Here is an 11738-nt window from a genome sequence, read left to right as displayed (position 1 = left end):
GCACGACAGTCACGAACCAGGAGGAGAGATGGACACGCGATCGATGCCCCGACTCGGGGATGCCACGCTCGGCGAGCTGCGAGCCGCGCTCGCAGGTCCGGTCTTCACCCCGCCCGACGAGGGGTACGACCAGGCGAGGCACGTGTGGAACGGGTCGATCGACCGGCGGCCGGCCCTGGTGGTCCGGGCCGACGGCGTCGCCGACGTCGTCGCGGCCGTCAGCTTCGCCCGGAGCGAGGGCCTCCCCATCGCGGTGCGCGGCGGGTCGCACAGCATCGCCGGCTTCTCGACCTGCGACGACGGGATGGTCATCGACCTCAGCGGGATGCACGCGGTTCACGTCGACCCGGCCACCGGGCGGGCGCAGGTGCAGGGCGGGGCCACGTGGCTGCAGTTCGACCGCGAGGCGCAGCTGCACGGCCTGGCGACGACCGGAGGTCTCGTCTCCTCGACAGGTGTCGGCGGTTTCACCCTCGGTGGGGGCGTCGGGCACCTCGTCCGCAAGCATGGCCTCGCACTGGACAACCTCGTCGGCGTCGAGATGGTGACCGGCTCCGGAGAGGTGGTCCGCGCCGACGAGCACACCAACCCCGGCCTGTTCTGGGCGGTGCGCGGCGGTGGCGGCAACTTCGGCGTGGTCACCACCTTCGAGTTCGCCCTGCACCCCGTCGGCCCGACCGTGCTCGGAGGGGTGATCTTCTACCCCGGCGACCAGGCCGGGCAGGTGCTCGCGGGCTGGCGCGAGGCGGTCGCCGACGCACCCGACGAGCTCTCCACGATGGTCAACCTCACCAGTGCGCCGCCCCTGCCTTTCCTGCCCGAGTCGGTGCACGGCACCAAGGTCGCCGTGATCCTGGGGTGCTGGGCCGGGCCGCAGGAGGCCGGCATGGACGTCGTCGAGCCGCTGCGCCGGCTCGGGGACCCGATCGCGGACCTGTTCGCGCCCCTGCCCTACGTCGCCTTGCAGCAGCTGCTGGACCCGCTCTGGGCTCGGGGCGCCGCCAACTACTTCACCTCCGCCTTTGTCGACGACCTGCCCGACGCCGGGATCGCCGTCCTCAGCGCCGCGCACCAGGCCGCAGCAGCCCCGCCCGTGACCTCCGAGCTCCACGTGCACCACCTCGGCGGCGCGTTCGGCCGCGTGGCCCCCGACGCGACGGCGTTCGCCGAGCGCAGCGCCCCGTTCCTCGTCAACTGCATCGGCCGCACGCCGACCGCGGCCGAGCTCCCGCCCGTCGCCGACTGGGCGCGCGCGACGCGTGACGCGATGGCCACGCACGGCGACGGGGCGCCGTACACCAACTTCACCGGCGAGGGCGGGCTGGCGAAGCAGGCGTACCCGCCCGAGACGTACCGGAGGCTCGCCGAGGTGAAGCGCGCGTTCGATCCCGACAACGTCTTCCGGTTCAACCACAACATCGAGCCCGGCGTGAGTCAGACGTAGTCCACCGGATCAGCCGTGGTGCGACAGGGGGAAGGACAGCGCTTGCTGATTCCACCGTCCGGGGCTAGGACGTTGTCCAGGGTTCCTGACGGAGGCTGCGATGAGTGGCGTTGCGATCGATCCGGCGTCTTCTCCACCCGTCGCGTTGCGTGGCCGGGTCGTCAGCCTGGATCGCGCGGCAACCGTCCTTGACGACGGAGTCGTCTACGCGCGCGACGGTGCCATCATCGACGTGCGGCCGGCTGCCGCGCCGCCGCCGGCCGGGTTCGAGGCCGTCGAGGTGACACCGACGCACGGCACGTTGTTCCCAGGCCTGATCGAGCTGCACAACCACCTCCCCTACGACGTGCTGTCGTTGTGGCCGGTGCCGCGGCGCTTCACGAACCGGGACCAGTGGAGCGGGAAGTCCACGCCGCAGTACCACCAGCTCATCTCGGGACCGATGGGCGTGCTGGGCCGGCAACCCGAGGTGGTGCCGGCGATCGTGCGGTACGTCGAGGTGCGCGCCCTCCTGGGCGGGACGACGACCAGCCAAGGCATCGCGCTTGCCTCGAACGCCGGCATCGTGAGCCACTTCCGGGGACTGGTGCGCAACGTCGAGTCGACCGGCGACCCGGACCTCCCGCCCGCGGCCACCCACATCGCCGACATCGAGGCCACGGACGCCGAGCACTTCCTGGCGCGGATCTCCGGGACCCAGAAGCTGCTGCTGCACCTGAGCGAGGGGGTCGACCGGCCCGCTCACGACCACTTCGCGGCCCTGCACCTGGCCGACGGCCGGTGGGCCATCACCGAGAACCTGATCGGCATCCACTGCGCCGCGCTGACTGCCGAGGACTTCCGGGTCTTCGCCGGCCACGGTGGCTCCATGGTCTGGTCACCGCTGTCGAACCTGTTGCTCTACGGGAAGACGGCGGACGTCGAGGCCGCGAGACGGGCGGGCGTCACCGTGGCGCTGGGGTCCGACTGGTCGCCGTCGGGCAGCAAGAACCTGCTGGGTGAGCTGAAGGTGGCCCGCATCTACGCCGACGCCGTGGGCATTCCTCTCAGCGATCTGGAGCTGGTACGGATGGCCACCACCTCCCCGGCTCAGATGCTGGGGTGGGGCGCCCGCCTCGGCAGCCTCGAGCCGGGCAAGCGCGCGGACCTCATCGTCCTCGCGGGCCGCACCGACGACCCGTACGGGCAGCTTGTCCGGGCCACCGAGGCCGATATGCACCTGGTGATGATCAACGGCATCACGCGGGTGGGTACTCCGGGTCTGATGACCAGCCTGGTGCCTGGTCTGCAGGCGCGGGCGAACGTGAGCGCGGCCGGTGAGCAGATCCGCATCGGCGGCCGCACCCGACTCCTGAACCTGGCGCAGGCCACCGCCGACGCGCGGGTCGCCGCTGTCACCGTCGCCGAGGCCGAACGCCGGCTCGAGGCAGCCCTGGCCGCATTTCCCGCGGGAACGCCTTCCACACCTCGGCCGTTGCGCGCCGCCGTCAGCGAGGTAGGCCGAGACGGCGAGGTCGCGGGAAGCCTGCTGGCCGTCGCCAACGTGGTCGACAACCACATGTCACCGCGGCCCCACCTTCCGCTGCGCGGCCGGCTCACGGGCCCCAACCTGCCCGGCAACCGCGACGCCGAGCTGCTGGCCATGGCCGCGCCGCTGCCGCTGCAGGCGCTGCAGCTCGAGCCGCTGGCCGCCGTCGACAACCCGGGCTTCTACGAGGCGCTCGGCGCGGCCGACAACGTCCCGGCCGATGTTCGGCAACAGCTGCGGCAGCTCGGCGAGGCGCACGCCACCGTCATCCACTGACTGCTCGATAGCGATCCGGACACCAGGGAAGGCAGCCGCCCATGACCGAGTACGATCCGGGCCCACCGCGTGCCGTGGCCGACCACTTCGCTGCCCTGCCGTCCTACGCCGACCATCGAGACTTGTTCTGGTACGACTGGGGACCGGTCTTCTACCGCGGCCGACTCGACACCTCGGCCAAGGTTCTGGCCATCGCCTCCGACCCAGGGCCCACCGAGCGCATCGCCTGCCGCACCCTCGTGGGCGACGCCGGCCAGCGCGTCCAAGGCTTCCTCAGCAAGCTCGGCCTCGACCACAGCTACGTGCTCGTCAACGCCTTCCCCTACGCGCTGCACCCCAGCCGGGCGCAGGAGGCGTTGCCCCTGCTGGCCACAGACCCGTTCAAGACGTGGAACAACCGGCTCTTCGACCTGGTCACCGGCCCCGCACTGCAAGCCGTCGTCACCTTCGGTGTCAACGCACGCGAAGCCTACGGACGGTGGAACGACGCCCCCGATGTCCCTGTCTTCGGCGTTCCGCATCCGTCCAGCCACAACACCCGCGACCTCCTCGACCGATGGCGGGCCGCCATCGCCGAGCTTCGCGACGTCGTCACGCCCGACCCTGGGCGCAGCAACACCAGCCCGAACTACGGCCAGAGCTTCACCGAAGCCGACTACACCGCCATTCCCGCCCCGGACCTGCCCTTCGGGCTCCCCGAGTGGTTCGGCGACGACCGATGGGGGCGACAGGCTCACCCGCGGCACAACAACTCCGTCGAACGCCCCACCACGGACCCCGAGAACACGCTGGTCTGGCAGGCCCCACGCCGTGCGGACTGAACCGACGCTGCATCAGGAGGGCCTACCGGCCTACCCCTTGACGCCGGTCAACGTCACCCCCTGGACGAACGCCTTCTGTGCGAAGAAGAAGATGACGACGACCGGCACCATCGCGACGAGCGTCGCCGCCATCGTGAGGTTCCAGTCGACGGCGTGCGCGCCGCGGAACTGCGCCAGGGCGTAGGAGACCGGCCACGCGGACTCGTTCTCCGAGGTGTAGAGCAGCGGCCCGTAGTAGTCGTTCCAGGAGTGGAAGAACAGGAAGATCGCGGTGGCCGCGATGCCCGGCTTGGCCATGGGCACGATCACCTGCAGCATCGTGCGCACCTCCCCGCAGCCGTCGAGGCGGGCGGCCTCGGTGTAGTCGAGCGGGATGGTGAGCAGGAACTGGCGCAGCAGGAAGATCGAGAAGGCGTCGCCCAGCAGGTTGGGCAGGATGAGCGGCCAGAGCGTCCCGGTGAGGTGCAGGCGGGCCCACATGACGTAGAGCGGCACCGTGGTGACCTGCGGCGGGAGCAGCATCATCGCGATGATGGCGAGGAAGAAGATCCCGGAGCCGCGGAACCGGATGCGGGCCAGTGCGTAGGCAGCCGGCACCGAGGAGAGCAGCATGAACACTGTCGCGAGCACGGCGTACAGGAGAGAGTTGCCGAAGTACTTGAGCATCGGCAGCTTCTGGAAGACCAGCGCGAAGTTCTCGGGGTGCCACTCGGTCGGCCACGAGAACGTCGTGCCGGCCTGTCCCGCGGACATGAACGCGGTCATGACGACGAACGCGAACGGCGCGAGAAACGCGAGTGCCAGCGCGAGGAACACGGCGTGGTCGGCCACCCACACGAGGGGCGGGCGATGACGGACGCGCATCAGCCGGCGACCTCCGGCGTGAGGGCACGGAACTGCCGCAGGAGCACCGCGATGACGGCCGCCGTCACGGCGAACAGCACCACCGCCATCGCCGAGGCGTAGCCCATGAGGTTGGCCCCGAACGCTCGTTGGTACAGCAGCTGGCCGTAGGTGAGCGTCGACTGCCCCGGCCATCCCAGCAGCCCGCTGGTGCCTGCGCCGACAGTCGCCTTCCCCTGGGCGGTGGCCGAGGCGACGGCCGGCTCGGTGAAGTACTGCAGCGCGTTGATCACGCCGGTGATCAGCGCGAACAGCAGCACCGGCACCATGTTGGGGATCGTCACGTTCCAGAACCGCTGCACCCCGTTGGCACCGTCGAGCTCGGCGGCCTCGTACTGCTCGATGGGCACGTCGAGGAGCGAGGCGAGGAAGATCACCATGAGGTCGCCGAGCACCCAGAGGCCGAGGAACGTCAGCGACGGCTTGGACCACGTCTCGGACGTGAACCATCCGGGACCTTCGATCCCCAGGCGCCGCAGGAACACGTTGACTGGCCCGTTCGCCGGGTTGAGCACGAAGACGAACGCGATCGTCGACGCGACCGGCGGGATGAGCGCGGGCAGGTAGTAAACGGTGCGCAGCACGCCCGAGCTGCGCCGCGCGCGGGTGAGCACCCACGAGACGAACAGGGCGCCCACCATCCGCACGGGCACGAGGATCGCGACGAACCACAGCGTGTTGAGCGTCGCCTGCCCGATCAGCGGGTCGCCGCCGAACAGGTACTTCCAGTTTGCGTACTCGTTCCAGTGCGGCGGCGTCGACAGGCTGAAGGCCATGAACGAGTAGTAGACGGTCATCACCAGCGGGAAGATGAAGAACACGCCCATCCCGAGCAGCGCCGGGGCGATGAAGCCGAGCGCGACCCACTCGCGCCGTCGACGAGCAGACGACGCCACCGCTCAGCCTGCCAGCTGCGTCGCGGCGTTGATCTCGTCGTCCACCTTCTTGAGCATGGCGTCGAGGTCGGTGACCTTGCCCGACTGCCAGTCCTGAGAGTGGGTGCCGAGGATGTTCTGGTACTCGGCGCCGATCTTCGCCGGAGGCGTGGTGACCAGGTTCTTGTCGTGGAAGACGTCGATGAACGTCTTGAACTGGTCGGGCAGCTTGAGGTCTGCCGACTCGAGCGCCGGGCTCCACGTCGGGACGTTCTTCAGGCCGTTGGTGAGCTTGACCTGGGCGCCGGTGTCCGTCGTCAGGTACTTGATCAGGGCCCACGCGGCCTCGGGGTTCTTCGAGCCCTTGCCGATGCCGATGATGTTGCCCGTGACGTAGCCGCCGCCGTACAGGTCGGTGTGGTCGGCGCCCACCGGCAGGGGGGCCGTGCCGTAGTCGAGGTCGGGGGCCTGGTCGGCGATGAACGCCGTCCGGTACTCGCCGTCGACGTTCATCGCGACGCGGCCGGTCTGGAAGTCGTTCTGCGCGGAGAACTCCTGGCCGAGAGCGGCCTGGAAGTCGGAGAGCTTCTTGAAGCCGCCCAGCCTGTCGATCACGGACTTCTGCCAGGTGAAGAACTCCGCCCAGCCCGGCGACGAGCTGACGGCCGACGTGCCGTCGTCGTTGAGCCACTTGGCGCCCGTGGCCGGTGCCCAGTGCGCCTCGGAGTTCTCGTAGTACCCGAGGAGCGGCATGAAGCCGAGGGTCTTGATCGAGCCGTCCTTGTTGAAGGTCGTCAGCTTGACGGCCATGTCGGCGAGCTCGTCGAGAGTCTTCGGGGGCTCGGAGTAGCCGGCCGCAGACAGCAGGGTCTTGTTGTAGTAGAGGCCGTAGACGTCGGCGAGCGCCGGCATGGTGCAGCGCTTGCCGTCGTACTCCGTGTAGCCGCGGACGGCGTCGGGGATCTGGTTGAGGTCGACGCCGTCGCGCTGGATGTAGGGCGCCAGGTCGATGAAGTCGCCCGACGAGCACAGCGGGCCGACCTGGTCGGTCGAGTAGGACAGCCCGACGTCGACCGGCTGGCCGGCGGAGATGGCCTGGCGCATCTTCTCGTCGTCCTGCCCGGACTCGACCTCGACCTTGACGCCGGGGTTGGCCGCCTGGAAGTCGTCGACGACGCCCTGGATCACCGCCGCCTCGCGGTCGGTGAAGAAGTGCCAGAAGTGGACGGTGCCCGTCACCGTCGGCGGGGCCGACGCCGCGACGGTCGGTGTGGCGGTCCCGCCGCCCGAGCACGCGGCGAGGCCGAGCGTGGCGAGGGCGGCGACCGCGGAGGTGACGGCGGCCCGTCGCCCGATGATGCGTGAAGTCATCGTTGGCTCCTCGAGTTCGGTGATGCGTGGGTGGTGACTATCAGGCGATGCGTTCCAGCAGGCGGGCCCGCAGGTCGGCGGCGGCCAGCTCGCGGGCGCCGCGGACGACGGGATCGTCGGGGACTGCGGTGGCCGCCACCTGCGGCGACCATCGCGACACTCGGATGACCTCGGCCCGGACCTGTTCGGCAAGCTCCGGACCACCGGCGGCGCCGGTCGGCCCGCCGAGCACGACGAGCGGCGGGTCGAGCACTGCGAGGACGGCGACGACGCCGAGGGCGATGCGACGGGCCAGGTCCTCCACCACCGGCCGGCGGCCGCTGTGCGAGGCGAGCGCCGCGAGGACCGCCTCGTACGTCCGGCCGCGTACGCCGTGGCCGCGGGCCACCCGCGCGACGGCGGTGCCGCCGAGCAGGTCCTGGAGGTCGCGCGCCGCCGGGTCGAGGTCGGCGGCGGCCCGCGGCACCGGGAGGTAGCCGATCTCCCCGGCGCCCCCCGACGCGCCGCGATGGAGCGTGCCACCCAGGTCGGCCGCAGCGCCGAGCCCCTCGCCGAGCCACAGCAGGGCGAACCCATCGGCGAACCGCCCGGCGCGGGCAGCCCGCTCCGCGGCTGCGGCGAGGTTGGCGTCGTTGTCGATCCGCACCCGCACGCCGAGGCCCGCCTCGAGGTGCGCCCGTGGTGCGCGGCGCGGCCACCCTGGGAGGAGGCCGGTGAACCGGAGGTCGTCGGTACGCGGGTCGACGGCGCCCTGCAGGCCGACCACGACGACGCCGACGCGCGCGGGGTCGGCGCCCGCCGACAGGCACGCTGCGTCGATGGCCGCGCGGACGTCGCCGACCGCGCCTCGATCCGCGGCCGCCCGCGCCAGGGGCACCTCGGCCACGGGGTACTCGGTCCCCGCCGCGTCCACGAGCGTCGAGCGGGCGGCATGGGGCGTGACGTCGACCGCGACACCCAGCTCGCCGTCGATCCGGGCGCCGTACGTGGCGGCCTGGGGTCCGCGAGCCGCGGGCTCGGCGCCGACGGGGACGATCAGGCCCGCGCGCTCGAGGCGCGCGACGACCTGCGACACCGTCGGCTTGGAGAGCCCCGTCAGCTCGCCGAGGCGGGTGCGCGTCAGCGGACCGCGCTCGAGCATCAGGGAGAGCGCCGTGCGGTCGTTGAGCGAGCGCAGCAGCCCGGGGGTACCGGGTGTGGCCTGAGTGTCCGTGGCGTCACCTCGATCGTCGTCGACCGTGTGCGTTTCAAACTAACAGGCAACTTTCCTAACAGACAAGCATCGGCGAATGCTGCGCCGCGCATGTGGAGCCCCTGCCCTAGCTCCTGGCGTTGTCGGACAGGTCGAGGACCCAGTTCTGGCCGACGAGGTCGTGCCCGAAGCTGTGGTGGCGCTCCTCGTCGGCGAGGCTGAAGCCGAACCTCTGATAGATGCGTCGGTGCGGTGACCGCGGCCCGCGTCGACGCCGTCTTTGCGCCATCCGCCGGCGCAAGCACGACTCGCTGATCCCCAGGTCCGACGCGATCTTCGCGATCCAGTACGTTTCGGCGCATAGGTGGTGGGCAGGCCCACGGGAAGGGGATTGCTGGTGCGCAGCAGACGGCTCGGGTCGCTGTCTCCGAAAGCGGCGTTGTGGCTGAAGGTCGCCTGCGGAGTCACGTTGGTTGGTTCGGCCCTGGCCGCGACCGCCTTCGTTTTGAGCATCGTGGGGCGCTCGACGTTGATCGCTTCGTCTGGGGTGCTCAACGCTGACAGGTTCAAGTCCGGCGCATTGACGTGGCTGTTGATCATGGCGGCAGGCTTTGCGGCGTCCGCCTTCATCCTCTTCCGAAGCAGGCACGGACGGGACCGCGGAAAGCCGCCGACGAAGTCGGCACTGGAGTCGGCGATGACGGTCTTGAACCGCTCCGCCAGGCCGTTCAGCCACGTCAAGGAGCTGGACTTGGCCAAGGGGCAGGTCCAGCAGATGAAGTCTCAGCGGGACATGCTCGAGGCCATCCTCTCAGCCTCGACCTCCCCGGACGCCTGGCCGGACCTGCATCGACTGTTCGACGCGATGGAGACGCAGATGGCCGTCAACTGCAAGAAGCTCGCGACGTACGCGGTGAGCAACGACCGACAGTCGATGCAGGCACTGCTTGACCGCAACGGTGCCCTGCTAGACCAGGCCGGGGAGGCCAACCGGAAGGTCACCACCTTGGTTGCTGAGGAGCAGGGCGACGGAAACGCCGATCTCAAGATCCGTTCGTATCTAGACACGTTGGACTCGCAGGTCCGGGATCTGGAATGGAAGTAACGATGAAGAAGTCAGCCAAGCTTATCGGCGTCGTCGCCGCAGCCACGTTGCTGTTGACCGGGTGCGGGACCGGCGGAGACGTGGACAAGAACCTCACGCCCGACCAGGCTGCCGAGAAGCTGGACGCCCTGGTGAAGGACATCCAGGTTGAGGAGGTTGCTCACGGGCGGGACAACTCGTGGGTCGGCGCGGACGAGACCATCCAGTTGCCGGACATCGACGTGAAGTACCCGATGTCCGTCGAGGGTGACGCTCCGCTGAACGTCGAGATTTTCTCCTCCACCGAGAAGGCTGGGAAGAGCGGCGACAAGTGGCTTGATGTCCAGGCAAAGGAGTTCAACCGGACTCACAACGATGTGTCGGTGAGCATCCGGCCCATCGCGTCCGGTCTGGCCGTGGAGTACATCGCTTCAGGTCAGCACTTACCCGGTGCGTTCACGCCGGCGAACACCTTGTGGGCGAACATTCTGGAGTCCCGGGGTGTCCGGATGGACCAGGTGTCCGCCAGCCTGACCGGCAACACGGCAGGATTCCTGCTCAAACCGGAAGTCGCGGCAGAGCTCGGGTCTGGGGTCACCCCGGATGATGTCATCGACGCGGTCGTGTCGGGCAAGGTAACGCTGGCGTCCACCGACCCGAACGTGTCCTCGACCGGTCTGAACGCGCTGGTTACGATCCTGCGCCACTTCGACGAAGCCAACCCGTTGTCGGGCGCGGCTCGTGAAGGACTGGTCCGTGTCGCCGCGACGACGCCTCCGGTCTCCCCCACGACCGCCGAAACGGTGATGCTGGCGTCAAGGGGCCTGGCGAACGTCATCCTGTCGGAGTACCAATCGTGGAAGTCTGACCCGACCCTCGCCGACTGGACGTTCGTCCCGTTCGGGGAGCGTCACGACTCGCCTCTGTACGCGACGGGTGTCTCCGAGCCGGAACGCCAGGTGCTGACCCAGTTCGCTGAGTTCCTGAAGTCGGATGACGCTCAGACTTCGGCAACTCGTATGGGGTTCAACCCTTCGGGCGGTTACAAAGGTGTGGACTACGGGTTGGACGGCGCCCAGTTGACGTCTGTGCTGTCCACGTGGAAGCAGACCAAGGACGCGGGTCGAACGGTGCTGTCCGTGTTCGTTGCGGACCGTTCGGGGTCGATGGAGGGTTTGCCGCTGGCGAGGCTGCAGGAGTCACTTCGCACCGGCGCACGGTTCGTCAGCGCCGACTACCAGGTTGGTTTGGTCTCGTACGCGAGCGACATCACCGTGGACCTGCCGCTGGCCCCGTTCAACGACGCGCAACACTCCCTGTTCCAGGGTGCGGTGAACTCCTTGCAGGCAGAAGGTGGCACGGCCACTAACGATGCCCTGCTCGCTGCGATGAAGATGCTCACGGACGCGGCACCGAAGTACGACAATCCGTCGCTGCGCATCTTCCTGCTGTCCGACGGTGAGACGAACGAGGGACTTTCGCTCAGCAGGGTGGCTTCGGTGATCGACGGGCTGAACATTCCCGTGTACACGATCGGGTACAACGCGAACGTGGATGAGTTGACGGCGATCAGTTCGATGAACGAGGCGTACTTCACCTCGGCCGACTCGGACGACGTGATCAGCAAGATCAAGGAGCTATTCACCGCGCAACTCTGAACCTTGGCACTACGGTTTCGAGCGATGGCATCCACGCATAGATGAGGACATGACAGACAACGCCGCCCCACCTGTTTTCGCAGGTGGGGCGGGTGTGCGGACGACTCGGTCTGTACGCCGGGTTCCGGAGGTCGTAACAAACGGTACAGACCGGCTCCGTTCACAGGACGGCGGTAGCGTTGGAAATCCCCGGGATTTCAACGATTTCACCGACCGACCACGTTCGCATCGACCGGCTCCGACTGGCTCCGCGACGGACAAATGACGGACAGCTCGCCCCCCCGCGCCCCGGCCGCCAGGGCGAGCCACGATGGCCCCGTGGACACCTGCCCGCTGTGCGAGCTGCCCTTGGAGTCCGGGGTGCTGGGCGACGGCGGCGAGGTCTCCAGCTACGCCCGACCGCGCACCATCCGGCTGCCCGACGGCACCCGACGGCGCGCCCATCGGGGCTGCGCCATGGTCGGCGGCGAGCTGCCCGACGTCGACCAGCTCGCCCCGTCGTCGCCAGCGCCTGCCTCCGCACCTTCGGCCCACCGCCCCGTCCGATGGGGCTGGGCGGCGCTGGGGCTGTGAGTGGGGGCCATGT

10 protein-coding genes are annotated in these 11738 nt (G+C 69.2%); 6 read left to right on the top strand and 4 right to left on the bottom strand.

Translation table 11 applies throughout. The features are described 5' to 3' along the window. The first annotated feature begins 28 nt into the window (after positions 1–28). The 3 genes from ACO4JP_RS07795 (at position 29) to ACO4JP_RS07785 (ending at position 4069) form a co-directional block, all read left to right on the top strand. On the top strand, positions 29–1444 hold the full coding sequence (locus ACO4JP_RS07795) for an FAD-binding oxidoreductase (RefSeq protein ID WP_425956808.1): 1416 nt from the start codon (positions 29–31) through the stop codon (positions 1442–1444). A 100-nt stretch (positions 1445–1544) separates the two neighbouring features. Beyond that, positions 1545–3248 (top strand): amidohydrolase family protein, encoded by a 1704-nt coding sequence (locus tag ACO4JP_RS07790; protein ID WP_425956807.1) that lies wholly within the window; start codon positions 1545–1547, stop codon positions 3246–3248. Positions 3249–3289: 41 nt separating this feature from the next. Then, the gene (locus ACO4JP_RS07785; RefSeq protein WP_425956806.1) at positions 3290–4069 is read left to right on the top strand and encodes a uracil-DNA glycosylase family protein; all 780 of its coding nucleotides are present in this window, start codon (positions 3290–3292) and stop codon (positions 4067–4069) included. Positions 4070–4099: 30 nt separating this feature from the next. Here the strand turns inward: ACO4JP_RS07785 and ACO4JP_RS07780 are convergent, their stop codons facing one another. Genes ACO4JP_RS07780 through ACO4JP_RS07765 form a run of 4 tightly spaced genes read right to left on the bottom strand, consistent with a single transcriptional unit; the run spans position 4100 to position 8395 of the window. Next, entirely contained in the window at positions 4100–4933 is an 834-nt protein-coding gene (locus ACO4JP_RS07780) for a carbohydrate ABC transporter permease (protein WP_425956805.1), read from the bottom strand. Continuing rightward, positions 4933–5868 carry a carbohydrate ABC transporter permease gene (locus ACO4JP_RS07775; RefSeq protein WP_425956804.1) on the bottom strand — a complete coding sequence of 312 codons (936 nt, stop codon included), beginning with the start codon at positions 5866–5868 and terminating at the stop codon, positions 4933–4935. The genes ACO4JP_RS07780 and ACO4JP_RS07775 overlap by 1 nt, the downstream gene beginning before the upstream one ends. A gap of 3 nt (positions 5869–5871) precedes the next feature. Then, positions 5872–7218 carry an ABC transporter substrate-binding protein gene (locus ACO4JP_RS07770; RefSeq protein ID WP_425956803.1) on the bottom strand — a complete coding sequence of 449 codons (1347 nt, stop codon included), beginning with the start codon at positions 7216–7218 and terminating at the stop codon, positions 5872–5874. Between the two features lie 40 nt (positions 7219–7258). Continuing rightward, complete coding sequence (locus tag ACO4JP_RS07765; RefSeq protein ID WP_425957069.1) at positions 7259–8395, bottom strand: ROK family transcriptional regulator; 1137 nt, start codon at positions 8393–8395, stop codon at positions 7259–7261. A gap of 412 nt (positions 8396–8807) precedes the next feature. Between ACO4JP_RS07765 and ACO4JP_RS07760 the strand changes: the two genes are divergently transcribed. The 3 genes from ACO4JP_RS07760 (at position 8808) to ACO4JP_RS07750 (ending at position 11725) form a co-directional block, all read left to right on the top strand. After that, a complete protein-coding gene (locus tag ACO4JP_RS07760; RefSeq protein WP_425956802.1) occupies positions 8808–9515 on the top strand; it encodes a hypothetical protein in 708 nt (235 codons plus the stop codon). 2 nt (positions 9516–9517) lie between these two features. Continuing rightward, the gene (locus tag ACO4JP_RS07755; protein WP_425956801.1) at positions 9518–11152 is read left to right on the top strand and encodes a VWA domain-containing protein; all 1635 of its coding nucleotides are present in this window, start codon (positions 9518–9520) and stop codon (positions 11150–11152) included. Positions 11153–11470: 318 nt separating this feature from the next. Continuing rightward, on the top strand, positions 11471–11725 hold the full coding sequence (locus ACO4JP_RS07750; protein WP_425956800.1) for a hypothetical protein: 255 nt from the start codon (positions 11471–11473) through the stop codon (positions 11723–11725). The last annotated feature ends 13 nt before the right edge of the window (positions 11726–11738 follow it).

The sequence above is a fragment of the Xylanimonas sp. McL0601 genome (assembly GCF_049852175.1).
Classification (GTDB): domain Bacteria; phylum Actinomycetota; class Actinomycetes; order Actinomycetales; family Cellulomonadaceae; genus Xylanimonas.
This window is presented reverse-complemented; position numbering and strand designations above follow the sequence as displayed.